This window comes from Halomonas sp. MCCC 1A11062, from assembly GCF_021404355.1.
Classification (GTDB): domain Bacteria; phylum Pseudomonadota; class Gammaproteobacteria; order Pseudomonadales; family Halomonadaceae; genus Halomonas; species Halomonas aerodenitrificans.
This window is the reverse complement of the sequence record NZ_JABFTW010000006.1, coordinates 229,867-255,699: the sequence shown is the minus strand read 5'-3', so window position 1 is coordinate 255,699 and position 25,833 is coordinate 229,867. Positions and strand designations below refer to the sequence as shown.

General features: G+C 63.6%; 21 protein-coding genes. 6 read left to right on the top strand and 15 right to left on the bottom strand.

Features of this window, described 5'->3' with window-relative positions:
- Positions 1–191: 191 nt before the first annotated feature.
- Both HOP58_RS09235 and HOP58_RS09230 read left to right on the top strand, forming a co-directional pair.
- On the top strand, positions 192–1,859 hold the full coding sequence (locus HOP58_RS09235) for a BCCT family transporter (protein ID WP_234260142.1): 1,668 nt from the start codon (positions 192–194) through the stop codon (positions 1,857–1,859).
- 245 nt (positions 1,860–2,104) lie between these two features.
- The gene (locus HOP58_RS09230) at positions 2,105–3,889 is read left to right on the top strand and encodes a sensor domain-containing phosphodiesterase (RefSeq protein WP_234260141.1); all 1,785 of its coding nucleotides are present in this window, start codon (positions 2,105–2,107) and stop codon (positions 3,887–3,889) included.
- A 31-nt stretch (positions 3,890–3,920) separates the two neighbouring features.
- Here the strand turns inward: HOP58_RS09230 and HOP58_RS09225 are convergent, their stop codons facing one another.
- The 3 genes from HOP58_RS09225 to HOP58_RS09215 all read right to left on the bottom strand — a co-directional run bounded on the left by HOP58_RS09225 (position 3,921) and on the right by HOP58_RS09215 (position 7,080).
- Positions 3,921–4,646 (bottom strand): 3'-5' exonuclease, encoded by a 726-nt coding sequence (locus HOP58_RS09225; RefSeq protein WP_010629592.1) that lies wholly within the window; start codon positions 4,644–4,646, stop codon positions 3,921–3,923.
- A gap of 3 nt (positions 4,647–4,649) precedes the next feature.
- Complete coding sequence (locus tag HOP58_RS09220) at positions 4,650–6,569, bottom strand: DUF294 nucleotidyltransferase-like domain-containing protein (protein WP_234252762.1); 1,920 nt, start codon at positions 6,567–6,569, stop codon at positions 4,650–4,652.
- A 121-nt stretch (positions 6,570–6,690) separates the two neighbouring features.
- On the bottom strand, positions 6,691–7,080 hold the full coding sequence (locus HOP58_RS09215; protein WP_010629594.1) for a DUF4168 domain-containing protein: 390 nt from the start codon (positions 7,078–7,080) through the stop codon (positions 6,691–6,693).
- Between the two features lie 213 nt (positions 7,081–7,293).
- On the opposite strand from HOP58_RS09215, the gene HOP58_RS09210 reads away from it, so the two are divergent.
- Positions 7,294–8,208, top strand: a complete 915-nt coding sequence (locus tag HOP58_RS09210; RefSeq protein ID WP_010629595.1) for a DMT family transporter — start codon at positions 7,294–7,296, stop codon at positions 8,206–8,208.
- Positions 8,209–8,234: 26 nt separating this feature from the next.
- Here HOP58_RS09210 and mtgA read toward each other — a convergent pair whose 3' ends face one another.
- The 3 genes from mtgA to HOP58_RS09195 form a co-directional block, all read right to left on the bottom strand.
- Positions 8,235–8,948, bottom strand: a complete 714-nt coding sequence (gene mtgA, locus HOP58_RS09205; protein ID WP_234260140.1) for a monofunctional biosynthetic peptidoglycan transglycosylase — start codon at positions 8,946–8,948, stop codon at positions 8,235–8,237.
- Positions 8,949–8,972: 24 nt separating this feature from the next.
- A complete protein-coding gene (gene fghA / locus HOP58_RS09200; protein WP_026038262.1) occupies positions 8,973–9,827 on the bottom strand; it encodes an S-formylglutathione hydrolase in 855 nt (284 codons plus the stop codon).
- Positions 9,828–9,941: 114 nt separating this feature from the next.
- Positions 9,942–11,051, bottom strand: a complete 1,110-nt coding sequence (locus tag HOP58_RS09195) for an S-(hydroxymethyl)glutathione dehydrogenase/class III alcohol dehydrogenase (RefSeq protein WP_234260139.1) — start codon at positions 11,049–11,051, stop codon at positions 9,942–9,944.
- A gap of 129 nt (positions 11,052–11,180) precedes the next feature.
- Between HOP58_RS09195 and HOP58_RS09190 the strand changes: the two genes are divergently transcribed.
- Positions 11,181–12,086: a LysR family transcriptional regulator gene (locus tag HOP58_RS09190; protein WP_010629600.1), complete on the top strand. Its 906-nt coding sequence runs from the start codon at positions 11,181–11,183 to the stop codon at positions 12,084–12,086.
- Positions 12,087–12,132: 46 nt separating this feature from the next.
- Here the strand turns inward: HOP58_RS09190 and HOP58_RS09185 are convergent, their stop codons facing one another.
- From HOP58_RS09185 to HOP58_RS09160, 6 genes are all read right to left on the bottom strand, one after another.
- On the bottom strand, positions 12,133–13,116 hold the full coding sequence (locus HOP58_RS09185; RefSeq protein ID WP_234260138.1) for a branched-chain amino acid ABC transporter permease: 984 nt from the start codon (positions 13,114–13,116) through the stop codon (positions 12,133–12,135).
- A gap of 4 nt (positions 13,117–13,120) precedes the next feature.
- Positions 13,121–14,008 (bottom strand): branched-chain amino acid ABC transporter permease, encoded by an 888-nt coding sequence (locus tag HOP58_RS09180; protein ID WP_010629602.1) that lies wholly within the window; start codon positions 14,006–14,008, stop codon positions 13,121–13,123.
- A gap of 60 nt (positions 14,009–14,068) precedes the next feature.
- Positions 14,069–15,289, bottom strand: a complete 1,221-nt coding sequence (locus HOP58_RS09175) for an ABC transporter substrate-binding protein (RefSeq protein ID WP_010629603.1) — start codon at positions 15,287–15,289, stop codon at positions 14,069–14,071.
- A 99-nt stretch (positions 15,290–15,388) separates the two neighbouring features.
- Positions 15,389–16,141, bottom strand: coding sequence for an ABC transporter ATP-binding protein (locus tag HOP58_RS09170; RefSeq protein ID WP_234260137.1), 753 nt, complete (start codon positions 16,139–16,141; stop codon positions 15,389–15,391).
- The gene (locus tag HOP58_RS09165) at positions 16,138–16,911 is read right to left on the bottom strand and encodes an ABC transporter ATP-binding protein (RefSeq protein ID WP_010629605.1); all 774 of its coding nucleotides are present in this window, start codon (positions 16,909–16,911) and stop codon (positions 16,138–16,140) included. The genes HOP58_RS09170 and HOP58_RS09165 overlap by 4 nt, the downstream gene beginning before the upstream one ends.
- Positions 16,912–17,189: 278 nt before the next feature.
- A complete protein-coding gene (locus HOP58_RS09160; protein WP_234260136.1) occupies positions 17,190–18,569 on the bottom strand; it encodes an L-serine ammonia-lyase in 1,380 nt (459 codons plus the stop codon).
- Positions 18,570–18,730: 161 nt separating this feature from the next.
- Between HOP58_RS09160 and HOP58_RS09155 the strand changes: the two genes are divergently transcribed.
- Together HOP58_RS09155 and HOP58_RS09150 are read left to right on the top strand one after the other, a co-directional pair.
- Complete coding sequence (locus HOP58_RS09155) at positions 18,731–19,660, top strand: LysR substrate-binding domain-containing protein (RefSeq protein ID WP_234252755.1); 930 nt, start codon at positions 18,731–18,733, stop codon at positions 19,658–19,660.
- A 167-nt stretch (positions 19,661–19,827) separates the two neighbouring features.
- Positions 19,828–21,396 carry an AbgT family transporter gene (locus HOP58_RS09150; RefSeq protein WP_010629608.1) on the top strand — a complete coding sequence of 523 codons (1,569 nt, stop codon included), beginning with the start codon at positions 19,828–19,830 and terminating at the stop codon, positions 21,394–21,396.
- A gap of 88 nt (positions 21,397–21,484) precedes the next feature.
- On the opposite strand, the gene rpoD is transcribed toward HOP58_RS09150, so the two are convergent.
- The 3 genes from rpoD to rpsU all read right to left on the bottom strand — a co-directional run bounded on the left by rpoD (position 21,485) and on the right by rpsU (position 25,763).
- Positions 21,485–23,353 (bottom strand): RNA polymerase sigma factor RpoD, encoded by a 1,869-nt coding sequence (gene rpoD / locus HOP58_RS09145; RefSeq protein ID WP_010629609.1) that lies wholly within the window; start codon positions 23,351–23,353, stop codon positions 21,485–21,487.
- A gap of 227 nt (positions 23,354–23,580) precedes the next feature.
- A complete protein-coding gene (gene dnaG / locus HOP58_RS09140) occupies positions 23,581–25,404 on the bottom strand; it encodes a DNA primase (protein WP_234260135.1) in 1,824 nt (607 codons plus the stop codon).
- Between the two features lie 143 nt (positions 25,405–25,547).
- A complete protein-coding gene (rpsU, locus tag HOP58_RS09135) occupies positions 25,548–25,763 on the bottom strand; it encodes a 30S ribosomal protein S21 (protein WP_010629611.1) in 216 nt (71 codons plus the stop codon).
- Between the last annotated feature and the right edge of the window lie 70 nt (positions 25,764–25,833).

Sequence of the window (25,833 nt, the reverse complement as noted above, 5' to 3'; positions counted from 1 at the left end):
AGCACTTCCAGAAGCTGGAACTGGTCGTCAGCAACGTCAAGTTCCAGGACGGGGAGCAAGTGGTTGATCAATCAGACAGGAATGCGGCCTGATCGCCATCCACCAGATTTGACGATAACTCAGCCGCCGGTCCGGCCGGCATCACCGCAACAAGCATCACAACACCACCATCCTCGTACCAGGACGTTTCAATGGGAGAGCGTAACGTGGACAACACTTCTCGCGATGAACGCTACAAGGAGGCCAAGACCTCCGAAGGCGTGCCGGCTCCGGAAGGACCAGCCAACCTGATCGACACCGACTACGTCATCGGCCAGGACAATATTTCCGCATCACCGATGGGTATCGATGTGGACCTGCATGGCAAAGTCTTCGCCGTTTCGTCCATCGTGGTGATGTTCTTTGTGATCATCACCCTGGCATTGCAGGACCAGGTCGCACCGATCTTCTCTGCTACCTTCGACTTTCTTACCGGAAACCTGGCCTGGTTTTTCCTGCTGGCCGCCAACATCTTCGCGCTTCTGTCGATCGTGCTGATCTTCACGCCGCTAGGCAAAGTGCGTCTTGGTGGGCAGGAGGCAAAACCTGACTTCAGCTATGCCGGCTGGTTCGCCATGCTGTTCGCCGCCGGCATGGGCATCGGCCTGATGTACTTCGGTGTGTCGGAGCCCATCTCACACTACCAGACCGCGCTGGGCGGCATCGCCACCGAGGACGGCATACGTACCGACTGGGCTCCGCTGGGCGGTGCCGAGGGCGACGAGTCCGGCGCCATCACGCTGGGCATGGCGGCGACCATTTTCCATTGGGGCCTGCACCCTTGGGGGATCTATGCCGTGGTCGCGCTGGCATTGGCACTGTTCTCCTTCAACAAGGGCCTGCCCTTGACCATGCGTTCGATCTTCTACCCCATCCTGGGTGAGCGCGTGTGGGGCTGGCCCGGGCATGTCATCGATATCCTGGCGGTCTTCGCCACGCTGTTCGGCCTTGCCACGTCACTCGGTCTGGGGGCGCAGCAAGCCACCAGTGGCATGAACGACCTGTTCGGCGTACCCGATACCAACACCACCATGGTGCTGCTGATCGCCGCCATCACCCTAGTGGCCATTGGCTCGATCACCCTGGGTGTGGAAAAAGGCGTGCAGCGTCTGTCTCAGCTCAACATGGGCTTGGCATTCCTGTTGCTGGCCTTCGTGATCCTGGTGGGCCCGACACTGATGATCATGACCGGCTTTTTCCAGAACCTGATCGGCTACCTTACCTATCTCCCCGGCCTCTCGAATCCTTTCGGCCGTGAAGATGCCAACTTCAGCCAAGGCTGGACCGCCTTCTACTGGGCGTGGTGGATCTCCTGGTCGCCCTTCGTCGGCATGTTCATCGCCCGTGTATCGCGTGGCCGCACCGTGCGCGAGTTCCTGATCGCCGTTCTGCTGGTACCTTCGCTGGTATCGGTGCTGTGGATGACTTCCTTCGGCAGCGCCGGCATCCAGCAGTTGCTCGCCGGGACCTTCGAGGGCACGGCCTCCGATGAGCTATTCATCATGCTGGGCAACCTGCCCCTGACCCAGATCACCTCCTTCGTGGCCATCGTGCTGGTAGTGGTGTTCTTCATCACTTCTTCCGACTCCGGCTCGCTGGTGATCGACTCCATCACCGCCGGTGGCAAGGTGGATGCGCCCAAGCCGCAGCGCATTTTCTGGGCCATCATCGAGGGCGCCATTGCCATCGCCCTGCTGGTTGGCGGCGGCCTGGCCGCGCTTCAGGCGGCCGTCATCTCCACCGGTCTGCCCTTCACACTGGTGCTGCTGGCCGGCTGCTACGCCATCGTCAAGGGGCTGATGAGCGAGCCACGCGGCTGATCATCGGCAAGGATCCCTGCCAGAGCGGCCACGGAAGGCCGCCCGGCCCCGGGTATCGCATCTCGATGACACCGGCGAGACGCTCTCCCGGCCGAGCAGTGAGATACCGCGGCAAGCAATTGGCTCGAGAAAAATCCCATTAGTCAAGTGGTTCATGTGCCATACGGCCACTAGTAACCCGCCACCGCTTCGGGCATATTTCGAATAGATCATTACAACTATGCCGAAGGAGCCGTTCTACGCCCATGATGGCACCCGAAGACGCCTTTCGTCTGCTCGCCGATGGCTTGGGCAAGGCCGGCACTCCCCTGGCGTTCGACCATCTTGTCGAACGGCTCTCCTCCATTTTCGATGGGGAGCATGTGCTTATCGGCAAGCTGCTTTCCGATGACGCCACCATCCGCACCGTTGCTTTCTGGTCGCATGGCGCGCTCCAGCCCGCTGCCGTCTACACGCTGGCTGGCACGCCCTGCGAGCATGTGCTGAACGACGAGGTGTGCGAGTTCACCGAGGGCGTCTGTCAACGCTTTCCGGACGATGCCATGCTGCTGGAGCTGGGGGTCGAGAGCTACGTGGGCGTTCCGCTACGCGCCCCCCAAGGCCACCTCGTCGGCCTGTTGGCCGTACTTTCGAGCCGGCCGCTCGACCTTGCCGCCTATGGTGCGGAGGTACTGCGTATTGCCGCGGCCCAGGCAGGCGCCGAGATGGCACGCCGATCCGAAGAGGAAAAGCGGCGCAGCAGCGATTACCGCATCCAGCAGCTCATCTATTGGGACAGCGTGACGGGGCTGCCCAACCGGCGCTGCCTGATGGAGCGGCTGGAAGAGGCCTGCGAGCAGGCCCGGCTGCACGACACCTGCCTGGGCCTGCTCTATCTCGACCTGCAGCGTTTTCGTCAGATCAACGACACCCAAGGGCACGAGCTGGGCGATCAGGTTCTCGCCGAGATCGCCACTCGCTTCAGCGCTCAGGCGGACACGGGTGAGTTCCTTGCCCGCCTGGGCGGGGACGAGTTCATGGTGCTGCTCACCGACACCCGGCCGGCCGCCATGGCGCACGCCATCGAGCGCTACCGCAACAGCCTGCTGGCGCCGATTCAACTCTCGGAGCGCAGTTTCTCGATCTCCACGAGTGTCGGCGCCGCACTGTTCCCACGCGATGCCGACAATGCTCAATCGCTGTTCCAGCACGCCAGCATTGCGCTCAACCATGCCAAGCGCGACAGCAGCCGCACGCGTTTCTTCACTGCCACCATGGCCGATGAGCTGCAGCAGCATGAGATACTGCAGCTACGTTTCAGCGACGCCCTGGCCAAAGGCAAGCTGTCGCTGGCCTTTCAGCCTCAGTTCAGCCTCAAGAGCGGCAAGCTGATCGGCGCCGAAGCCCTGTGCCGCTGGCACGATGAGATCCTCGGCCAGGTCAGCCCCGGCATCTTCATCCCCTTGGCGGAGGAGCAGGGCCTCATCCGGCCACTGGGCGAATGGGTGCTGGAAGCCGCCTGTCAGCAGATCGCAGCCTGGGAGCGACAAGGCAAACCGTTTCCGGGCCGGCTCAGCGTCAACGTATCCGCCCAGCAGATGGATGACCCACGTCTTGCCGAGCATATCCAGCGCATCGCCACCCGGGTCTCCCCCGGCAAGCTGGGGCTGGAGCTGACCGAAAGCGGCCTGATGCGTAACCCCGAGCAGACCGTGCGCATCACTCGAGCCCTGTGCAAGGCCGGTTTCAGTCTGGCCATCGACGACTTTGGTACCGGTTACTCCTCTCTCACTTACCTCAAGCGCTTTGCCGCCGACACCCTCAAGATCGACATGTCCTTCGTCCAGGACATGCTCAAGAGCAGCCACGATCACGCCATCGTTTCCACCATCATCGCCATGGCCCAGACCCTGGGCATGCAAACCGTGGCCGAAGGGGTCGAGGAAGCCGAACAGGCCGAGGCACTGCGAGCCCTTGGCTGCACCGGCGTGCAGGGCTTCCATTTCGGCCGTCCCGTGGATGGCAACACCTTCGCCGAGCTGTGGCTGTAGGCGAATCCCGCCAAGCGCTGCAGGCTTAGTCTCAGGTCCAGAGCTTGCCTACCGGCGTCGCGGCATCGTAATGCTTGGCTACCTGCGCCTGGAACAGCTCGGCCGTGGCCAAGGCATCGACCAGGGCATGGTGGCCCTGGTAATCCGGTAACCCATAGCGCCTCCGACTGTCTCCCAAACGTATCGAAACCGGCGGCCGCCGCATCCATCGCTGCAGCCGAGCCCACAGCGAGAGCCGGTGCAGCCGCGCTTCCAGTGACATGGTATCGATCATCGGAAACCGCGCCCCTTCCCCCAACCGCGCCTTGATCGCGTCGGCGAGAAAAGGCCGCTCGATATGGCGGAAGTGCACGACGACGATACGCCCGGCCAAGGCCTCGAGGAGTTCGGGAAGGATGTCGCCGAAATCGGGGGCTTCGGCCACTTCGGAATGCGTGATGCGGTGCAGGGTGATGGAAGCATCGGAGAGCGCACGGCTGGGGCGCACGACCCAGTAACGCCGCAGTGCCAGCGGTATGCGCGACAGGCTGAAGGGCACCAGACCGATGCTCACGATGGCGTGACGCTGAACGTCGAGCCCGGTGGTTTCCAGGTCCAGAGCGACCAGCGGTACCTCGCCGATCGGCGTCTCAGGCGCGGGACAACCGGCGGCGAAGAAGGCTTTCAGCAGCGGATCGTGGGCTGCGTCGGCGCGCTGTTGCAGGTAGGCGGGCCACTCCTGCACCTGTGAGCGCGATGCCAGGCGATGGGACAGCATGCTTCAACGATCCCGGCCGGTGGGTCCCGGTATCGGGTAACGATACTTGAGGAACTTCTGGGCACGGCTGAGTACCTGAAACGCATCCTTGAGATGGTGGCGCTCGCTGTCGGCGACGTTTTCCGGCTCGATGTTGTTGTCCGGCTCGTGCTCCTGCTGAAGATCGATGACCTGATGGCGAATCCGCACCATGGAGAGCAACTCCATGGCATGACGCAGCTTGGCATCGACGCCCGGCGCCAACAGCTGCGTGGCGGCGATGGCATCCAGCCGCTCGAAGCTGTTCTGAGCCCGTGAGCCACAGGCCAGAGCGTGCACGCGTATCAGATCGACCAGCGGCGCCGTGCCCCGGCGCTTGAGGTTGATGGAGTTGTTGTGCTTGCCATCCTTCTCCATCACGAAGGTACGAAAGAAGCCCAGCGGCGGCGTACGGTTCCGCGCATTGCGTGCCACTGCGGCCAGAAACCGGGGGCTGCGCGGTGCCTTATCGGCGATGAGGTCCTGCAGCTGCTCGATGTAGGCTTCCTCGCCGTAGGCGCTGTCCAGGTCGAAGAAGATCGAACAGTGCAGCAGGCGCTCCGGGGTGGGCGAGTCGATCCACTCGCTGAAGTAGCGCTTCCACACCTTGAGTGGCTGTCGCCACCTGGGGTTGGTGGCCATGACCTCGCCCTTGCAGTAGGTGTAGCCGCAAGCCGCTAGCCCATCGCTGACGAACTTCGCCAGGTTGGCGAAATAGTCGTCATGCCGGGCCGGATCGAAGTCGTCGGCCAGGATCAAGGCATTGTCCTGATCGGTAACGACGGTCTGCTCGTTGCGTGCCATGGAACCGTTGACCATGAAGCAGTACGCCACGGGCGGTGGACCCAGCGACGCTTCTCCCAGCTCCAGCAGCCGCCGCACGAAGCTGCGCCCGATGGTGGAGAGCGCCGTTCCCACCATCTGCGAGTTTGCCCCCTCTTCCACCATGCGTACGAAGGCGACGCGCACGTCCGGGGCCAGCCGCGCCAGCCCTTCGACGCTGGACTGATGAAAGATGTTACTCACCAGGTAGAGGCTGCTGTGGGTCTCGTAGCGGATGATGTCGGAGAGATGGACGATGCCCATCGGCCGCCGACGATAGAGCACCGGCAGGTGATGGATATTGTTGCGCAGCATGCACAGCATTGCTTCATGCACGGACTCGTCGGACTGAATCGTGATCACTCTGCCCCCCGTCAGCTCCCCCACCGGGGTGTCGGGCGGCAGACCCTCGGCCACGATGCGCGTACGAAAGTCGCTGTCGGTGAGGATGCCCCGCAGCCGCCAGGGGCGGTCCTGGCTGTCGGTGAAGGTGTGACGAGGATCGTGATCGTCGCCGGGTTCATCGAGGATCAGCGCCGACGATGCCTGAGCCTCGGTGATCTGGCGCGCCGCTTCCTGCACCGTGGCACTGGCCTCGACCATCACCGGGTAGCGGGTGAGCAGCTTGCGCACCCGGGTGATCATCATGTCGTTGGCCTTCTTGTGCTGCTCCACCGCTGCTTCCAGCCGCGGGCGCTCCAGCTCGACGAAGTCGGAGAAGTGCTCGTCGGCCTCGCACAGGCGCACGAAGAGAGCCTCGGGAATGAAGTAGATCAGGGTGTCTTCCAAGGCGCGGGCAGGGAAACGCACCCGGTGATTCCTCAGCAGACTGAAGTGGCCGAAAATGTCCCCTTCACCCAGGCGATTGTAGAGATCGCCCGTACGGCGCCGCACTTCCACGGCTCCGCTGCGAATGTAGCAGAGTTCATGCAGCTCCTGATCGAACTGCAGAATGTCGGACCCCGCCTGGAAGTAGCCCACCTCGACCTGCCCGGCCACCTCGTCGAGCAGCTCATCGTCCAGGGCTTCGAAAGGCGGGAAGCGTCCCATGTGCTGGCGTATCTCGAGTACTTCCGCATCCATGTCGCATCGGGCTCCCTATGGCGGTAACGACGTGCCTCGACAGAGTAAAGGGGGGCGAATGCCAAACACAAGAAAGGCCGCTCGAAGCGGCCTTTCCAGTCAGCTTGGCTGGCGACGTCGTTTACGACTGCTCGGCCATCTGCTGCACGCGCTGCATCAGCTCCGGATCCTGCTGGATGGCATGGCCGATGGCATTGAAGGTATCCACGTCGAGACCGTTCTCCTCGACCACCTCGACCATACGGTCATTGGCTTCCATGCGCACTTCCTGCTGGGCCTGCTCGTCTTCGGCCGCATGCAGACGCTCGGTGTACTCCTGTGAAATCACGGCGATTTCCTGGGAGGCATCGGCAAACTGCTGAAGCTGATCATCGGAGAAGTCCTGAGCGGGTGCCTGCGCTTGCGGCTGGGCTGCCGGGTCCTGGGCGGGATCTTGCTGAGCGTGCGCCTGTGCGGTCATCAGCCCGGCAGTGAGCAGGGCGGCCGAGAACAGTGCAGTCATCCGTTGCATGAATACCTCCAAGGGGTGTTGCGGTGAATGTAGGGAGTCTGACGAGCGCAAGCGCTCGGAGTTCAGTTTTTAATGTTACGGAATGTAATTTTTTGGTCTTTTCACTGCGCGGCCTGAAACCGTGTGGAAAAAGTTAACCTGCTAGCTTTCGTCACCAGCGGCAACCAAGTATCGTCGACAGCTTCACGACAGCACTTCAAGGACGCTCCTGCGATGCCAAGCACCGCCACTTCACGCTTCGATGCCGCGTTGCTGGCCAGCATGCCAATTCTCTTCGTCGCCCTGTGGAGTACCGGCTTCATCGGCGCCAAGTTCGGCCTGCCCCATGCCGAACCCTTCACTTTCCTGTTCATTCGCTTCGTGCTGACCCTGACCCTGCTGATTCCCTTGGTCAAGCTGATGGGCAGCGCCTGGCCCCAAGGCTGGCGGCTCAAGGGTCATATCGCCGTCTCGGGGCTGCTGGTGCACGGGGCCTATCTGGGCGGCGTCTTTTACGGCATCTACCTGGGCATGCCGGCGGGGCTCACGGCCCTATTGGTCGGCCTGCAGCCGCTGTTGACCGCTACCCTCGCCGGGCCGATGCTGGGCGAGCGCATCGCTGCCACCCAGTGGCTGGGGCTGGCGCTGGGCCTGATCGGCATCACCCTGGTGCTGGGCAGCAAGCTCGACCCGGGAGCCGAGTTGTTCCAGGGCTTCGGCCTCGGCGCTCTGGCCTGTGTGCTCGTCGCCCTGGCCGGCATTACCCTGGGCACCCTTTATCAAAAGCGCTTCTGCACCGGCATGCCGCTGCTCTCGGGCACGGTGGTGCAGTACCTCTCCTCCGGCGCCCTGCTCGGCCTCGGCGCCCTGCTGCTGGAGGAGCGGCACGTCGAATGGACGCTCACCTTCGTACTGACCCTGGGCTGGCTGGTGCTGGTGCTGTCGATTGCCGCCATTCTGCTGCTGATGGCGCTCATCCGGCGCGGAGAAGCCTCCCGCGTGGCCAGCCTGTTCTACCTGGTGCCCCCCGTCACGGCACTACAGGCCTGGTGGCTGTTCGACGAGCGCCTGCCACTGGCGGCACTGGCAGGCATGGCCGTAACCATCGTCGGAGTCGTGCTGGCAGCTCGCGGCCAGAGGCGGCGATAGAGAGGCAATAGAAAGAAGTGGCTGCGTCAGTTGGCGGCCAGTTGCTCGAGATAGCGCGGCCCGCCAAGGTTGCGCATCTGCTGGCGAATCCACTGGCTGCGACGCTCCACGTGAGGGCCAGGCCGGGCAGCATCCCAGGCCCTCGGATTGGGCAGGATCGCTGCCAAACGGCTGGCCTGCACTTCATTGATGCGATCCGCAGAGACGCCGAAATAGCGCTGTCCGGCTGCTTCCAGGCCGAATACGCCGTTATCCCACTCGGCAATGTTGAGATAGACCTCGAGAATGCGCTGTTTGGGCCACAGCGCCTCGATCAGCACGGTGAACCAGGCTTCGAACCCCTTGCGCAACCAACTGCGCCCCGTCCACAGGAACAGGTTCTTGGCCGTCTGCTGGCTGATGGTACTGGCACCGCGCAAACGCCCGCCGTTGCGGCTCGCCTCCCAGGCGCGGCGCATCTCGTCGACATCGAAACCGCGATGGATCGGGAAGCGCTGGTCCTCGGCGGCGATCACCGCCAGCTTGGCATGATCGGAGAGCTCACCCCATGGCCGCCACTGATGCTGAATGGTCAGCGACTCCCCCGCCATCCAGGACTGCACCTTGCGCTCCAGCATCACCATGGAGCCGTATACGGGTACATGGCGCAGCAGCATGACCGCAAGGATCGACAAGATGACGAAGGCGGCCCCGGCAAGGGCCGCCCAACGCAGCACGCGGCGTAGCAGGACACCGATCATGCAGTGCCCTGTGCAGGGGGAGAGTCAGCGCTTGGAGAGATGCTCCGCATGGTAACGCAGGTGCTCCTCGATGAAGCTGGCAATGAAGAAGTAGCTGTGATCATACCCCGGCTGACGGCGCAACGTCAGGGGGTGATCGTGCTCTTCGCATACGGCCTCGAGCCGCTCGGGCTTGAGCTGCTCCTCGAGAAACTGGTCCGCCTCGCCCTGATCGATGAACAAGTGCTGTGTCGACGCGCCCTTGGCCACCAGCTCGCAGGCGTCATACTGGGTCCAGGCGCCGGGATCGTCGCCCAGGTAGCCGCGGAACGCCTTGCGTCCCCAGGGGCACTGGGTGGGATTGACGATGGGCGAGAAGGCCGACACCGAGCGATAGTGGCCGGGTCGGCGCAGCGCCAGGATCAGCGCACCGTGCCCACCCATGGAGTGCCCGCTGATCGACTCCCGGCCGTTGAGCGGGAAGTGCTGGCGCACCACCGAGGGCAGCTCCTCAGCCACGTAGTCGTACATCCGATAGTGCTTCTTCCACGGCTCCTGGGTAGCGTTGACGTAGAAGCCCGCCCCCGAACCGAAGTCGTAGCTGTCGTGCTCGCCGGGCAGATCGGTACCACGCGGGCTGGTGTCGGGGCAGATGATGGCGATACCGAGCTCGGCGGCCACTCGGTGCGCCCCGGCCTTCTGCATGAAGTTCTCGTCCGTACAGGTCAGCCCCGATAGCCACCACAGCAGCGGCACACGCTCGGTCTCGGCCTGCGGCGGCAGGTAGATGGCGAACTCCATCTCGCAGTCCAGCGCCCGCGAGCGATGCCGGTAGCGCTTGTGCCAGCCACCGAAGCTCTTGTTGCTCGAGATAGGTTCGAGGTTCTCGGTCATGGTCATCGTTCGGTCTCCTTGCGGTCGCTACCCAAGGATAGCGACCGGAACGGCAATTTGTAGGCAGCTCCCTGTGCGCAGCCGCCGTCACGCCTCATATCGCGAGGCGCCGGGCGCCTATTAAAAGTGAAGCACCGTACGAATGCTCTTGCCCGCGTGCAGCAGCTCAAATGCCTCGTTGATCTGCTCGAACGGCATGTCGTGGGTGATGAACTCGTCGATCTTGATCTCGCCGTCCATGTAGCGCTGCACGTAGCCGGGCAGCTCGCTGCGCCCTTTCACCCCGCCGAACGCCGAGCCGCGCCACACCCGGCCCGTGACCAGCTGGAACGGCCGCGTGGAGATCTCCTCGCCGGCCCCGGCCACGCCGATGATCACCGACTCGCCCCAGCCCTTGTGGCAGCACTCCAGCGCCGAGCGCATCACGTTGACGTTGCCGATGCACTCGAAGGAGTAGTCGACCCCGCCGTCGGTCATGTCGACGATCACCTGCTGGATCGGCGCCGAGTGCTCCTTGGGATTGACGAAGTCGGTGGCACCGAACTGGCGCGCCAGCTCGAACTTGTCCGGGTTGACGTCGATGGCGATGATGCGGCTGGCCTTGGCCATCTGCGCGCCCTGGATTACCGCCAGGCCGATGGCGCCGAGGCCGAACACCGCCACGGTGGCACCCGGCTCCACCTTGGCGGTGTTGAGCACCGCACCGATGCCGGTGGTCACGCCGCAGCCGAGCAGGCAGATCTTGTCCAGCGGCGCCTCCTTGGAGACCTTGGCCAGGGAGACCTCGGGCAGCACGGTGTATTCGCTGAAGGTGGAGCAACCCATGTAGTGGTGCAGCATCTTGCCGTCCAGCGAGAAGCGCGAGCTGCCGTCGGGCATCAGTCCCTGGCCTTGGGTGGCGCGCACCGCCTGACACAGGTTGGTCTTGCCCGAGCGGCAGAACTTGCACTTGCCGCACTCGGCGGTATAGAGCGGGATGACGTGATCGCCGGGCTCGAGGCTGGTCACCCCTTCGCCCACCGCCTCGACGATGCCGGCGCCCTCGTGGCCCAGCACCGAGGGAAACAGACCCTCGGGGTCAGCGCCGGAGAGCGTGAAGGCGTCGGTGTGGCACACGCTGGTCGCGGCGATACGCACCAGCACCTCACCCGCCTTGGGATCCTGTACGTCGATTTCGGTGAGCTCGAGGGGCTTGCCCGCTTCCAGCGCAACGGCGGCACGCGACTTCATACCTTTCTCCTGATGGTTTGGCGATCCAGTGTGTAACGATTCCTATCAGTCTAGGTGCGCTAGGCGCTATGATGATACTGAAACAGCGACACAACATTATTCCTGCTGTGCAATAATCACGGTGCGCTCATGGCTCATTGGGACGGTATCGAAGCCTTCGTGGAAGTGGTCAAGCTGGGCACTTTTGCCGCCGCAGCACGCCAGTTGCACGTTTCCAATTCGCATATCAGCCGCCAGGTGGCCCAGCTCGAACAGGAGCTGGGGCTGCCGCTGCTCTATCGCACCACGCGGCAGATCCACCTCACCGATGCCGGGGAGCGCTATTACGCCCGCTGCCGTGAACTCCTGGACGGCTTCCGTGAAGCCGAAGCCGCCCTGCAGAGCCTGCAGGAAAAGCCTCATGGCATCCTTCAGCTCAGCTGTGCCACCGCGTTCGGCGAGCGCTTCATCGCCCCTCTGGTCAATGACTTCCTCAAGCTGCATCCACAGCTGGAGATGCGCCTGCACCTCACCAACCGTCAGGTGGACGTCATCGACGAAGGTTACGACGTGGTCATTCGCATGGGCACCCTGCAGGACTCCACGCTGGTGGCCCGCCGGCTTTGCGAGCGGCGCGAATATGTCGTCGCCTCGCCCGACTACTTCCAGCGCGTGTCGCAGCCTCATTCGATAGCGGAACTGATACATCATCGCTGTCTGATCGGCACCCGGGACCAGTGGCGCTTCGATGTCGACGGCCTGCATCGTGAGGTGCGCGTGAGCGGCCCCTGGCAGGCCAATTCGGGACCGGCGCTGCTCGATGCTGCCCTCAAGGGACTGGGGTTGGCGCAACTGCCCGATTACTACGTCATGCCCTATCTCGCCAGCGGTGAGCTGGTCGAAGTGCTGTCACGCTTTCAATGCCGCGACGCCGGGGTATGGGCGGTCATGCCGCGCCATCGCCAGCACGCCGCCAAGGTACGCCAGTTCATCGACTTCCTGGTCGAGCACCTGCCTCAACGGCTGGAGCAGGCCTGCGCCACGGAAGCGCAATAAAAAGGCGCCCTTATAGGGCGCCAGGAAGAGGTCCTGCCAACGGCTTTCACTTGAAGTTTTTGCGGTACATCTTCATCGCCTCACCGACGATACCACTGCGGAAGCTGAGCACACAGATCACGAAAATGACGCCGAGAATCGGGCCGACCCAGTTGCCCAGCGGCGACTGCGCCAGCATGTGCTGCAGGCTCACCACCAGCCCCGCGCCCACCACCGGACCGAACAGAGTACCGACGCCCCCCAGCAGGGTCATCAGGATCACCTCGCCGGACATGTGCCAATGGGCGTCGGTCAGCGACGCCAACTGGAACACCACGGTCTTGGTGGAGCCGGCCAGGCCGGCCAGACCTGCGGAAAGGATGAAGGCGACCAGCTTGTAGGCATCCACGTTGTAGCCCAGCGACACCGCACGCGGTTCGTTCTCACGGATGGCCTTGAGCACCTGGCCGAAGGGCGAATGCACCGCACGCTGGACCAGCGCGAAGCCGAACAGGAAGATGGCAAAGACGAAGTAGTACATAGCCAGATTGCTGCGCAGGCTGATGACGCCGAACAGATGGCCGCGCGGCACGCCGTGCAGGCCATCCTCACCGCCGGTGAAGGGCGCCTGGATGTAGAAGAAGAACATCAGCTGCGCCAGCGCCAGGGTCACCATGGCGAAATAGATGCCCTGGCGACGGATCGACAGCGCACCGAACGCGGCCCCCAGTACCAGGGCGGCAGCCGTACCGATGAGGATGCCAAGCTCAGGGGTCAGTGCCGGGTAGCTCGCCAGCAGATAGCCGGTGACGTAACCGCCGGTGGCCAGGAAGGCCGCATGCCCGAAGGAGAGCAGCCCGGCATAGCCCAACAGCAGGTTGAAGGCGCAGGCGAACAGCGCGAAGCACAGCACCTTCATCAAGAATACCGGGTAGGCGAAGAAGGGTGCCACCAGGCCGATCGCGATCAGTACCAGGTAGAAGGCATTGCGACGCAGGTTGGCGCGGCGCTCACGCTTCATGGAGGGCGTCATCGTTTGAGTCGTGGCCATGTCGTCATGCCTCCTTGCCGAACAGTCCGGCGGGTCTTAGCAGCAGCACCAGAATCATCACCAGGAAGATCACGGTGTTGGCCGCCTCGGGGTAGTACACCTTGGTCAGACCTTCTATCAGCCCCATGGCAAGCCCGGTGACGATGGCGCCCAGAATGGAGCCCATGCCACCGATGACCACCACGGCGAAGACCACGATCAGCAGGTTCGAACCCATGGTCGGCGACACTGGATAGAGCGGTGCGGCCAGTACCCCGGCGAAGGCCGCCAGCGCCACGCCGAAGCCATAGGTCAGCGTCACCAGCAGTGGCACGTTGACCCCGAAGGCCTGCATCAGTGCCGGGTTTTCGGTGCCCGCGCGCAGGTAGGCACCGAGGCGTGTGCGCTCGATGATGTACCAGGTAGCAAAGCAAACGACGAGAGCCGCCAGCAGTACCCAGGCGCGATACTTGGGCAGGAACATGAAACCGGTCTGATAACCGCCCTGCAGCGCCTCGGGGGTGGGGTAACGCGCCCCGGATACGCCGAAGAAGTTGACCAGCGTACCCTCGAAGATCAGTGCCAGGCCGAAGGTCAGCAGCAAGCCGTAGAGATGGTCCAGGTGGCCGATGCGACGCAGCAGCACGCGCTCGATCAGCATGCCCAGCAGGCCCACGAAAAGCGGTGCCAGCAGCAGCGCCGCCCAGTAATTGATGCCCAGGTAGCGCATGCCCAGCAGGGTGGCGAACGCCCCCAGCATGTACATGGCCCCATGGGCGAAGTTGACGATCTTCAGCAGGCCGAAGATCACCGCCAGCCCGAGGCTCAGCAGGGCGTAAAAGGCGCCGTTGATCAGACCCAACAGAAGCTGGCCCATGAACACCGCCAACGGCACGCCGAATATCATCGTCATGTCAGGTTCTCCTCGCCGTCAGAGGGGCGGCGACCGTGGTCGCCGCCGGTCTTACTCGCTTCAGTTCTGCACCAGCTTGCACTGGCTTTCGGAGAGCGGGCGGTAGGCCTCTTCGGCGGGAATGGTGGTGAGGATTTCGTAGAGATCCCACTCGTGGGTGGACTCTTCGGGCGACTTCACGCGCGCCAGGTACATGTCGTGAACCATGCGGCCATCCTCGCGCAGCCGGCCATTACGAGCGAAGAAGTCGTGGATCGGCTGACGCATCATGTGCTCGCGCACCGTCTGCGGATCGTCGCTGCCGGTCGCCTCGACTGCCTGCAGGTAGTGATAGGTGCTGGAATAGATGCCGGCCTGAACCATGGTCGGCATACGACCCACGCGCTCGTAGTAACGCTCGGCCCACTCACGTGCCTCGTCGTCCATGTTCCAGTACCAGCCGGTGGTCAACAGCAGCCCCTGGGTGGCGTCGAGCCCCATGGCATGCACGTCGTTGAGGAACACCAGCAGACCGGCCAGCTGCTGCCCGGCCTCCACCACGCCGAACTGGCTGGCGGTGTTGATGGCATTGACGGTATCGGCGCCGGCATTGGCCAGACCGATGATCTTGGCGCCGGAGCCCTGGGCCTGGAGGATGTAGGAGGAGAAGTCGTCGGTGGGGAACGGGTGACGCACGCCGCCGACGATCTGACCGCCGTTCTCTTCCACCACGCGAGTCACGTCGCCCTCCAGGGCGTGGCCGAAGGCGTAGTCGGCGGTGAGCATGAACCAGGTGTCGCCGCCCTGCTGCACCACCGCCTGGGCGGTACCGTTGGCCAGCGGATAGGTGTCGTAGACCCAGTGGATGTGATTGGGCGTGCAGTGCTCGTTGGTGATGCTGGAGGCAGCCGAAGCGGAGACGATGCCGAAGCCGTCGTTCTCTTCCAGCACACGGGTGACGGCAATGGTCACCGAGGAGGCCACCAGGCCGGCCACCATATCGACGTTGCGGGTATCGATCCATTCACGCACGGTGTTGGCGCCGACGTCGGCGCTGTTGCGGTCGTCGGCGCTGAACACCTGGATGGGTGCTCCGTTGACGCTGCCACCGAAGTCCTCGACCGCCATGCGCAGGGCTTCGAGGCCGCCGGGTCCGGCCAGGTCACGATAGGTGCCGGACATGTCCGCCAGGTAGCCGATGCGAATCTCGCCGTCGCTGATCTCGGCCTGAGCGGCAGTCGCCATGGCGGCGGTGATGGCAAGAGCAACGCTGCTGGCGAGAGTCTTCTTGATGAAGGTCATTATTGTCTCCATAGCCCGGTTGGGCGGCTTGTTGTTGTGATGCATCGTTGTGACACGTACTGCAGATGAGTCGCGCTTCGTCGTGATAACGAAAGTTGGTTACACCCCCAGCAGGGAGTTGAGGTGATCGCGCTTGGAGGGCAGCTGTGCCGCACTGATCTCCTCGATGATGCGCCCGTGCTCCATGACATAGTGGCGGTCGGCCAGCGGCGCGGCGAAGCGGAAATTCTGCTCCACCAGCACGATGGTCATGCCACGGTCGCGCAGCTTGACCAGTACCTCGGCCAGCTTCTGCACGATGACCGGCGCCAGCCCCTCGGTGATCTCGTCGAGCAGCAGCATGCGCGCGCCGGTGCGCAGGATGCGCGCCATGGCCAGCATCTGCTGCTCCCCGCCCGAAAGCCGAGTGCCCTGACTGCGGCGGCGCTCGTAAAGGTTGGGAAACATCTCGTAGATTTCGTCGATCGACATGCCACCCGAACGCACGGTGGGCGGCAGCAGCAGATTCTCTTCCACGTCGAGGCTGGCAAAAATGCCGCGCTCCTCGGGGCAGTAGCCGATACCCAGGCGCGGAATGCGATGCGCCTTCATGCTGACCGTCTCGGTGCCGTTGATCATGATCGAACCGGTACGCCGGCCCACCATGCTCATGATCGCCTTGAGCGTGGTGCTGCGCCCTGCACCGTTGCGGCCCAGCAGGGTCACCAGCTCACCGCGACGCACCTCCATGTCGACCCCATGAAGAATGTGGGACTCGCCATAGAAGGCATGCAGATCGCGGATGCGCAGCATCTCGGCGCCATCGTGATCGTTGTATTCGCTGCGTGAAGGCTGTTCGACGACCTGATTCATGCGCTGGCCTCCTCTGCCGCAGCCTCGCTACCCATGTAGGCCTCGCGCACCCGTGGGTCGGCGGAAACCGTCTGGTAATCCCCTTCCGCCAGCACGGCGCCGCGAGCCAATACGGTGATGCGGTCGCAAAGCCGGCTCACCACACTGAGGTTGTGCTCCACCATCAGCACCGTACGGCCCTGCGCCACGCGGCGGATCAGCGCGACGATACGGTCGACGTCCTCTGCCCCCATGCCCTGGGTCGGCTCGTCGAGCAGCATCAGCGTCGGATTCATGGCCAGGGTCGTGGCCACCTCGAGCGCGCGCTTGCGCCCGTAGGGCATCTCCACCGTCAGCACGTCGGCGTACTCACGCAGACCAACCTCATCGAGCAGCTCGATGGCGCGGTCGTTGAGGTAGTCGAGCGTGCGCTCCGACTTCCAGAAATGGAAGGAGGTGCCGATGGGGCGCTGCAGCGCCACGCGCACGTTCTCCAGCGCCGTCATGTGGGCGAACACCGCCGAGATCTGGAAGGAACGCACCATCCCCATGCGGGCGATCTCGTTGGCCTTCATGCCGGTGATCGGCTTGTCGCGGTAGAGAATCTCGCCACGGGTCGGTGGCAGGAACTTGGTGAGGAGATTGAAGACGGTCGTCTTGCCGGCACCGTTGGGACCGATCAAGGCGTGGATATGCCCCTCCCGGACCTGCAGGTTGACATCGTCCACGGCGGTGAAGCCGCGGAACTGCTTGGTCAACCCGCGAGTTTCCAGTATGAACTCCTGGGTCATGTGACGTCCTCTCTGGATCGCCCACGCGATCCATGCTGATTTGTTGTCGTTGTCGTGAAGGCTGCGGCCGGCGCTTGGCCCAACCTGGGACTTCTAACCTTTACGTTAACGTAAGCTAGAGGAGACACAACCGCGGAGCAACCGTTCATGGGTCAAACTCGACCAATGGCGTATATCAAAGCAGGCTTTGTTAGTTTGCAAACAAAAACGCGATGCCACAGGGGCATCGCGTCATGTTCTTCACCATTACAGCCAAGGGGCTGTTCTGGCGACCTCTTTCAGCACTCGATGGCGTTCACGGCCAGGCCGCCGCGGGACGTTTCCTTGTACTTGTCCTGCATGTCGCGCCCGGTATCGCGCATGGTGCGGATCGCCTTGTCGAGTGAAATGAAATGCTCGCCGTCCCCACGCAGCGACATCTGGGCGGCATTGATCGCCTTGACCGAAGCGATGGCGTTGCGCTCGATGCAGGGTACCTGTACCAGGCCGCCCACCGGGTCGCAGGTCAGCCCGAGGTTGTGCTCCAGGCCAATCTCGGCGGCATTCTCCACCTGTGCCACGCTGCCGCCCATCACCTCGGCCAGCCCGGCGGCAGCCATGGCGCAGGCCGAGCCGACCTCACCCTGACAGCCCACCTCGGCGCCGGAGATGGAAGCGTTCTTCTTGCACAGGATGCCCACCGCCCCGGCGGCCAGCAGGAAATCGACAACGTCGCGCTCACAGGCACCGGGCTGGAACTTCATGTAGTAATGCAGCACGGCCGGAATGATGCCTGCCGCCCCATTGGTGGGAGCCGTGACCATACGCCCGCCCGCAGCGTTCTCTTCGTTCACCGCCAGGGCGAAGACGTTGACCCAGTCCATGGCGCCGAAGGTCGAAGCAATCAAGCTCCGGTCGTCGCTCGTCGCCAGCAGACGGCGATGCAGCGCAGCGGCACGGCGCTTGACGTTGAGCCCGCCGGGAAGGACGCCTTCCTGCTGCAAGCCTCTGTCGACACAGGCTTGCATGGCCTGCCAGATCTGCCACAGGCCGTCGCGAATCTCGGCTTCGCTGCGCCAGGCCTTCTCGTTCTCCAGCATCAGCTCGCTGATCCGCATGTCATGCATGCGGCACAGCGCCATCAGCTCGGCGCCGGAATTGAAGTCGTAAGGCAACACGGTGGAATCCTGATCCAGCTCGCCGCGCTCGGCCTGGCCCTCGTCGATGACGAAGCCACCACCCACCGAGTAGTAGGTGTTGCGCCACAGTTCTTCGCTATGACCGTGTGCCACCAGCGTCATCGCATTGGGGTGATAGGGCAGACACTCCTCATGCCACTGCAGATCGCGCGTCCAGAGGAACGGGATCGCCAGTCGCCCGTCCAGCATCAGCGTGTTGGTTTCCAGCAGCTCTTCGATGCAGGGCGTGACGATGGCGGGATCGATCCGATCGGGACGCTCGCCCATCAGCCCCATGATCACTGCGCGATCGGTAGCGTGCCCTTTGCCGGTGGCACTCAGCGAGCCGAACAGTTTCACCTCGATGCGGGCCACGCGCTCGACCAGGTCCCGCTGTCGCAGCTCCTCGACGAAGTCATAGGCAGCCCGCATGGGCCCCACGGTATGAGAGCTGGACGGACCGATACCGATCTTGAACAGGTCGAACACACTGATGGCCATGATTCACCTCGCAAGTCGTCAGTCATGCCACGTACCATGTCGCCCATGGATCAGCCTGACTAAAACATGTTTGCTTGTAAGCAAGTATGGCATAAGGTTGACGTCGAAGCGCTCGCCGAGCAACCGAGAATAACTCCTTCCTGCTATAGCAAAACTAAAGCATGAGCCGACTGCTGCACGCCCAAACCCACGCCTGGCTGAAAGTCTTCGCCATCAGCGCACGCCACCTCTCATTCACCCGGGCGGCCGAGGAGCTGCACGTCACCACCGGCGCGGTGAGTCAGCAGATCAAGCAGTTGGAAGAGCGACTCGGTTTCAAGCTCTTTCGTCGACTGCCGCGACGCCTGGAGCTCACCGAGGAAGGCAAGCGGCTGGCCGCCGTGGTGGACGAGGCCTACCAGTCGGTCGGCCTCGAGGTGAAGCGTCTGCGCAGCGGTGTGATGAGCGGCGTAATACGTCTGCGCAGCGTGCCGGCGTTTCTCAGCAAATGGCTGATGCCGCGACTGCCGCGACTCCAGGCCCGTTTTCCCGATATCGAACTGCAGGTCATCGCCGAGGACAGCAGCCTGTCACTGCGCGAAGGCGAGTTCGACCTGGCGATCGATCTCAACGACGGCCACTATCCGGGCCTGGCCATCACCCCGCTGATGGAGGAGGTGATCTTCCCGGTCTGCGCCCCCGGCTTGATGCGCCGCCGCCCGCCGCTTTCCAGCCCCGGCGACCTGGCCTGGTACCCGCTGCTGCACGATATCACCGCTTGGCGCGGTGGGAGCCCCTACGCCGAGTGGGAACACTACCTGCAGGCCATCGAAGCCCCGCCGCTCAACGTACGCCGCGGCTACACCTTCAATCGGCACCGGCTGGCCCTGGAGGCGGCCGTCGCCGGCATGGGAGTCGCCATTGCACGCCAGGCGCTGCTGACCGACGAACTCAAGACGGGGGCGCTGATCGCCCCGTTCCCCGCCCGCATCCCCACCGGCAAGCGCTACGGCATCGTGCATACCAGCGGCGCGCTGGACGACCGGCGCGTCGCGGCCGTTCACGACTGGATCGTGGAAGAGGCCCAGCGCCACGTGACCACCTACTCCTGACGCTCCTTCCCCACCGCCTCCCTGTTCGAATCGGCACACCTCGCGTGACCAGACTTGCCCATGGCGAGGCAGGTTTGCAGACAGATCATTATCAGCGTAATGTCTCGCGCCATGCCAACAAGGCAACAATTTCAACTAATCAAAGCGCACTAAAAGAGTATTTTCTAATGTCAACATTACCTCGCCGCGAGCGCCTGAAACGGGGCGCCTTCCATCGTTTCCTCGACAGCGTGGAGTGGCTGGGCAATCTGCTGCCACACCCGGTCACTCTGTTCGCACTGCTCTGCGTCATCGTGGTGGTGGCCAGCGGCATCGCCGGTGCCCTGGGCGTTTCGGTCGCCGACCCGCGCCCTGCCAATGAAGGTGAGCTCATTGCGGTCAATTCGTTGCTCAACGCAGAAGGATTGCGTCGCCTGATCACCGAGATGGTGACCAACTTCACCGGCTTCGCGCCGCTGGGCACGGTACTGGTCGCCATGCTCGGCGTGGGCGTCGCCGAGCATTCGGGACTGCTCTCGGCCAGCATGCGCGCCCTGGTGCTGGACCGCTCACCACGCATCGTCACCTATGCCGTGGTGTTCGCCGGCATCATGTCCAACATGGCCGCCGAACTCGGTTACGTGGTGCTGATTCCGCTGGCAGCGATGATCTTCCATTCGCTGGGGCGTCATCCGCTGGCCGGGCTCGCCGCCGCCTTCTGTGGCGTTTCCGGCGGCTACAGCGCCAACCTGCTGATCGGCACCGTCGACCCGCTGCTCTCCGGCATCACCCAGGAAGCCGCGCGCCTGCTCGACCCGAGCTACAGCGTAGGCGCCGAGGCCAACTGGTTCTTCATGATCGTCAGCACCTTCGTCGTCACGCTGATCGGCGGGCTGGTGACCGAGCGCATCGTCGAGCCCAAGCTCGGCAAGTTCGATGCCGCCTACGCCGCGGATGACATCGACGGGCAGCGCATGGCGAGCCTCTCGGCCACGGAGAAGCGCGCACTCAAGGGGACCGGACTCGCCACCCTGGCCATCGTGGCGCTGCTGGCACTCATGGTGGTGCCTGCCAACGGCATCCTGCGCCACCCGGAAACCGGCGCCATCAGCGGCTCGCCCTTTCTCAGCGGCATCGTGGTGATCGTGGCGATTTCCTTCTCTCTGCTCGGTTTCGTCTACGGCAGGCTTGCCGGCACCATGCGCGGCGACCGCGACGTCGTCGATGCCATGGCCCGCAGCATGAGCAGCCTCGGCCTTTACATCGTACTGGTCTTCTTTGCCGCCCAGTTCGTGGCGCTGTTCAACTGGAGCAATTTCGGCACCGTGATCGCCGTGGCTGGCGCCGACATGCTGCAGACACTGGGCCTGAGCGGCCCGCTGCTGTTCGCCCTGTTCATCCTGATGTGCGCCTTCGTCAACCTGTCGCTGGGCAGCGCGTCGGCACAGTGGGCGGTCACGGCGCCCATCTTCGTGCCGATGCTGATGCTTATGGGCTATGCCCCGGAAGTGATCCAGGCCGCCTACCGCATCGGCGACTCGGTGACCAACTTGATCACGCCGATGATGAGCTACTTCGGCCTGATCATGGCGGTGGCCGCGCGTTACCGTAAGGACCTGGGTATCGGCACGCTGGTGGCGCTGATGCTGCCCTACACCCTGTTCATGCTGATCGGCTGGAGCCTGCTGTTCTTTGCCTGGGTGTTCCTGTTCGGCCTGCCGGTAGGGCCGGGCTCGGCCACCCACTACGTGCTCTGAACACGCCCTGCGCCACACCGTCCACGGTGCGGTCGAAAAAAAACCGCGGCCATCGGGCCGCGGTTTTTTTCACATCGGGTGATCGCGCTTACTCGTCGAGGAACGAACGCAGCGGTTCGGAGCGGCTCGGGTGGCGCAGCTTGCGCAGCGCCTTGGCTTCGATCTGACGAATCCGCTCACGGGTCACGTCGAACTGCTTGCCGACCTCCTCGAGGGTGTGGTCGGTGTTCATGTCGATACCGAAACGCATGCGCAGCACCTTGGCCTCACGAGCGGTCAACCCGCCGAGCACGTTGCGGGTGGCCTCGATCAGACCCTCGCCGGTAGCAAGGTCGACCGGCAGCTGCATGGTGCTGTCCTCGATGAAATCGCCCAGGTGCGAGTCGTCGTCGTCACCGATGGGCGTCTCCATGGAGATCGGCTCCTTGGCGATCTTGAGCACCTTGCGTACCTTGTCCTCGGGCATCTCGAGACGCTCGCCCAGCTCCTCTGGCGTCGGCTCGCGGCCCATCTCCTGCAGCATCTGGCGCGACACGCGGTTGAGCTTGTTGATGGTCTCGATCATGTGCACCGGAATACGGATGGTACGCGCCTGATCGGCGATCGAGCGGGTGATCGCCTGACGAATCCACCAGGTGGCGTAGGTCGAGAACTTGTAGCCGCGACGGTACTCGAACTTGTCCACCGCCTTCATCAGGCCGATGTTGCCCTCCTGGATCAGATCCAGGAACTGCAGGCCACGGTTGGTGTACTTCTTGGCGATGGAGATCACCAGACGCAGGTTGGCCTCGACCATCTCCTTCTTGGCCCGGCGCGCCTTAGCCTCGCCGATGGAGAGACGACGATTGATCTCCTTCAGCTCCGGCACGGGCAGCTGAACCATCTCCTCCTCGAAGGCGATGCGGCGCTGGGCGCGCTGGATATCGGCCCGCAGCGGCTCGAGGCGCTCGGCGAACTTGGCATTCTCGGCAATGAACTCGTCGAGCCACTCCTGACGCGATTCGTTGCCGGGAAACGCCTTGATGAAGCTCTTGCGCGGTACCTTGGCCAGCTTGACGAAAAGCTGCATCACCGCCTTTTCCTGGGTGCGAATCTGCTCGACGCTGATGCGCACCTGACCGACCAGGCGCTCGAAGTGCTTGGGCACCAGCTTGATCGGCGAGAACAGTTCTGCCAGGCGATCCATCTCGACCCGCGCCTGCTCGCTGCCACGACCATGCTTGGCCAGGGCTTCCCGCACCAGCTCGTTCTGCTCGCGGATCTGCTCGAAACGCGCCCTCGCCTCTTCCGGGTCGGGGCCGCCGGTGCTCTCCTCCGCCTCGCTGGTGTCAGCGTCGTCTTCGTCATCGTCAGCATCGGCATCATCCGCGTCGTCGGCGGCGCCGTCGTCGACCAGCTCTTCGGGCACTTCCGCCTCGGCCACGCCGGGGATGCCTTCGTCAGGATCGATGAAGCCGGAGAAGAGGTCGGACAGTCGTCCCGGCGCCTCTTCGTCCTGGGTGGCATCGTAGGCCTCGAGAATCGAGTCCACCGCGCCCGGCAGCCAGGCCAGCGCCGACATCACTTCGCGGGTGCCTTCCTCGATGCGCTTGGCAATCTCGATCTCACCCTCGCGGGTCAGCAGCTCCACGGTGCCCATTTCACGCATGTACATGCGCACCGGATCGGTGGTCCGGCCTACGTCGCTCTCTACCGCCGCCAGGGCAGCCACGGCCTCCTCGGCGGCCGACTCGTCGGCGGAGTGATCGGACATCATCAGGGTATCTTCATCGGGTGCTTCCTCGACGACGCTGATACCCATGTCATTGATCATGCCGATGATGTCTTCCACCTGATCGGGATCGGCAATATCCTCGGGAAGATGGTCGTTGACCTCGGCATAGGTCAGGTAGCCCTGTTCCTTGCCACGCGCGATCAACTCCTTCAGACGTGACTGCTGCTGCGCATTTCCAGCCATAGAAACCCTATCTCGACGAAGAAGAATGAAGCACCTGAAGCGCTGGGGTGGAGAAAACTCATGAAGCCCAATAGTATAGCGGGAAACAGTACGAACCCGCCAGTACGGCCCATTTGCTCGATCACTCAGGTGTGTTAGTTTAATCGGTTATGCTGACAGCGTCCGGCCATGCTCCCTAACATGGGGGTGCACAACGGAAAATCAATCCGCCGGTCTCAATCCAGCGGTCAGCGTTTCAGCTCCAACAGCAGCTCCTGCAGCCGCTGCCTCGCCTCGAGCGGCAGGCGTTCACCGCCCCGCTCTTTGGCCAGCAGCGCCTCGAACTCCTCCTGCGGCGACTGGCGCTGCCGTTGACGCCTCAGGTACTCGACCAATCCCTCGAGCTCCTGGACTCGCGCCTCCCGCGGAATCAGCATCTCTCGCTGTACCAGTGCCGCTAGCCGCTCGCCCTGAGCACTGCCCTGGAAGTGGGCCAGCAACACATGCGGGCTACGGTAACGTCCCGCCCGCAGCAAACGCACCAGCTCGCGGCACAGCAAGGCATCCGTCCCGTCCTCCGGACACCACTCCTCCACCGCGGGCAAGCGCTCGACCAGCGTCGGCTCATGCACCAGCAGCTGCAGCACCCGCGCCATCAGCCCCAGCGCCGCTCCCTCTTTGCGCGGCTTCTCTTCCGCCACACTCGGTGCGGAAGCCGCCGCGACAGGCGCCTGGGAAGGCTCGGCGGCCGGTGAGGCAGCCTCCTGCTCGCTGGCCAGGAGCGCGTCGAAGCGAGACTGATCGACCCCGGTACGCCGCGCGAGTTCCCCCAGCAGCACGGTCTTCAACATGCCCTGAGGCAATCGTGCCACTGCCTTCAACACCTGGCTGGCGAAGCGCTCGCGCTCCTCGACACGTGCCAGGTCACGCCCCCGCGCCGCCTGATCGAACAGGAACTCCGACAACGGGCTGGCGCAGGTGATGCGGTTCTCGAAGGCCTCAGGCCCCTCGCGACGCACCAGCGTATCCGGGTCCTCGCCCTCCGGCAGGAACAGGAAGCGCGCCGTCCGCCCATCGATCATCTGCGGCAGCACCGTTTCCAGCGCGCGGCTGGCGGCCTGCCGCCCGGCCCGGTCGCCGTCGAAGCAGAACACCACCTCGTCGACCATGCGGAACAGCCGCCCCAGATGCTCCTCGCTGGTGGAAGTCCCCAGGGTCGCCACGGCATTGCGAATGCCGAACTGGGCCAGCGCCACCACGTCCATGTAGCCCTCGACGATCACCAGCCGCTCGAGCCGTGGATTGGCCTGCCTGGCCTCGAACAGCCCGTACAGCTCCCTGCCCTTGTGGAAGACCGGCGTCTCGGGCGAGTTCAAGTACTTGGGCTTGGCATCGCCGAGCACTCGACCACCGAAGGCGATGGTACGTCCGCGCACGTCACGAATCGGGAACATCACCCGATCGCGGAAGCGGTCGTAGGTGCGGCCGCTCTCCTCGCGCTGCACCAGCAGGCCGTATTCGACCTGTACCGCTTCGGCAACGCCCCTAGCGCTCAGGTGGCGCTTGAGTGCCTCCCAGTCGTCCGGGGCATAGCCGATGCCGAAGTCTCGCTGCACCTCTTCGGAGAGGCCGCGCCGGGAGAGGTACTCCCGCGCCTGCTGCCCCTCAGACATCTTCAGCCGCTCGCGAAAGAAGCTGGCCGAGAGCTCGAGCAGATTGACGCCCTCCTGGCGCTTGCGCTCGCGTGCCTGAGCGCGAGGGTCGTCGTCGCCTTCGCGCGGCACCTCGAGCCCCAAGCGGGCCGCCAGTTGCTCTACCGCCTCGGGGAAGCGCAGCTTGTCGTACTCCATCAGGAAACGCAGAGCAGTGCCGTGAGCACCACAGCCGAAGCAGTGGTAGAACTGCTTATCGGCACTGACGGTGAAGGACGGCGTCTTTTCCTGATGAAAGGGGCACAGGCCGGAATAGTTGCGTCCAGCCTTCTTCAGCTGCACTCGCTCGCCAACCACCTCGACCACGTCGACGCGTGCCAGCAGGTCATCGATGAAGCGCTGCGGAATCTGGCCGGCCATGTGGGTCTTGCCACCTCCCGGCGGGGCAGATGAAAAATTGCAGTGAAACGGACTTGAAAGACAAGCGGCCACCTGACGGCAGCCGCTTGGTCATCCTTCCAGAAGCCGCAATGCACGAAGCATCGAGGCTCCCCGAGTACGGATCAATAGAGCCGTTCGAAACGCTTGCGCTCACGCTGGAGCTTCTTGGCGTGACGCTTCACCGCGGCGGCAGCCTTGCGCTTGCGCTCTGCTGTCGGCTTCTCGTAGTGCTCGCGACGACGCACTTCGGAGAGGATGCCGGCTTTTTCACAGGAACGCTTGAAACGGCGCAGCGCGACGTCGAACGGCTCGTTATCACGTACTTTGACAGAAGGCATTAAGCACTCACCTACCTTGAATTCTTGAGTTCGGTTCGAACGCACACCCGGATGTGGGTGCACGACCCAA

What these genes read in the sequence shown, in the direction of transcription:
- HOP58_RS09235 (WP_234260142.1), top strand. Translation starts at nt 192, where the DNA reads ATGGGAGAGCGTAACGTGGACAACACTTCTCGCGATGAACGCTACAAG.
- HOP58_RS09230 (WP_234260141.1), top strand. Translation starts at nt 2,105, where the DNA reads ATGATGGCACCCGAAGACGCCTTTCGTCTGCTCGCCGATGGCTTGGGC.
- HOP58_RS09225 (WP_010629592.1), bottom strand. Translation starts at nt 4,646, where the DNA reads ATGCTGTCCCATCGCCTGGCATCGCGCTCACAGGTGCAGGAGTGGCCC.
- HOP58_RS09220 (WP_234252762.1), bottom strand. Translation starts at nt 6,569, where the DNA reads ATGGATGCGGAAGTACTCGAGATACGCCAGCACATGGGACGCTTCCCG.
- HOP58_RS09215 (WP_010629594.1), bottom strand. Translation starts at nt 7,080, where the DNA reads ATGCAACGGATGACTGCACTGTTCTCGGCCGCCCTGCTCACTGCCGGG.
- HOP58_RS09210 (WP_010629595.1), top strand. Translation starts at nt 7,294, where the DNA reads ATGCCAAGCACCGCCACTTCACGCTTCGATGCCGCGTTGCTGGCCAGC.
- mtgA (WP_234260140.1), bottom strand. Translation starts at nt 8,948, where the DNA reads ATGATCGGTGTCCTGCTACGCCGCGTGCTGCGTTGGGCGGCCCTTGCC.
- fghA (WP_026038262.1), bottom strand. Translation starts at nt 9,827, where the DNA reads ATGACCATGACCGAGAACCTCGAACCTATCTCGAGCAACAAGAGCTTC.
- HOP58_RS09195 (WP_234260139.1), bottom strand. Translation starts at nt 11,051, where the DNA reads ATGAAGTCGCGTGCCGCCGTTGCGCTGGAAGCGGGCAAGCCCCTCGAG.
- HOP58_RS09190 (WP_010629600.1), top strand. Translation starts at nt 11,181, where the DNA reads ATGGCTCATTGGGACGGTATCGAAGCCTTCGTGGAAGTGGTCAAGCTG.
- HOP58_RS09185 (WP_234260138.1), bottom strand. Translation starts at nt 13,116, where the DNA reads ATGGCCACGACTCAAACGATGACGCCCTCCATGAAGCGTGAGCGCCGC.
- HOP58_RS09180 (WP_010629602.1), bottom strand. Translation starts at nt 14,008, where the DNA reads ATGACGATGATATTCGGCGTGCCGTTGGCGGTGTTCATGGGCCAGCTT.
- HOP58_RS09175 (WP_010629603.1), bottom strand. Translation starts at nt 15,289, where the DNA reads ATGACCTTCATCAAGAAGACTCTCGCCAGCAGCGTTGCTCTTGCCATC.
- HOP58_RS09170 (WP_234260137.1), bottom strand. Translation starts at nt 16,141, where the DNA reads ATGAATCAGGTCGTCGAACAGCCTTCACGCAGCGAATACAACGATCAC.
- HOP58_RS09165 (WP_010629605.1), bottom strand. Translation starts at nt 16,911, where the DNA reads ATGACCCAGGAGTTCATACTGGAAACTCGCGGGTTGACCAAGCAGTTC.
- HOP58_RS09160 (WP_234260136.1), bottom strand. Translation starts at nt 18,569, where the DNA reads ATGGCCATCAGTGTGTTCGACCTGTTCAAGATCGGTATCGGTCCGTCC.
- HOP58_RS09155 (WP_234252755.1), top strand. Translation starts at nt 18,731, where the DNA reads ATGAGCCGACTGCTGCACGCCCAAACCCACGCCTGGCTGAAAGTCTTC.
- HOP58_RS09150 (WP_010629608.1), top strand. Translation starts at nt 19,828, where the DNA reads ATGTCAACATTACCTCGCCGCGAGCGCCTGAAACGGGGCGCCTTCCAT.
- rpoD (WP_010629609.1), bottom strand. Translation starts at nt 23,353, where the DNA reads ATGGCTGGAAATGCGCAGCAGCAGTCACGTCTGAAGGAGTTGATCGCG.
- dnaG (WP_234260135.1), bottom strand. Translation starts at nt 25,404, where the DNA reads ATGGCCGGCCAGATTCCGCAGCGCTTCATCGATGACCTGCTGGCACGC.
- rpsU (WP_010629611.1), bottom strand. Translation starts at nt 25,763, where the DNA reads ATGCCTTCTGTCAAAGTACGTGATAACGAGCCGTTCGACGTCGCGCTG.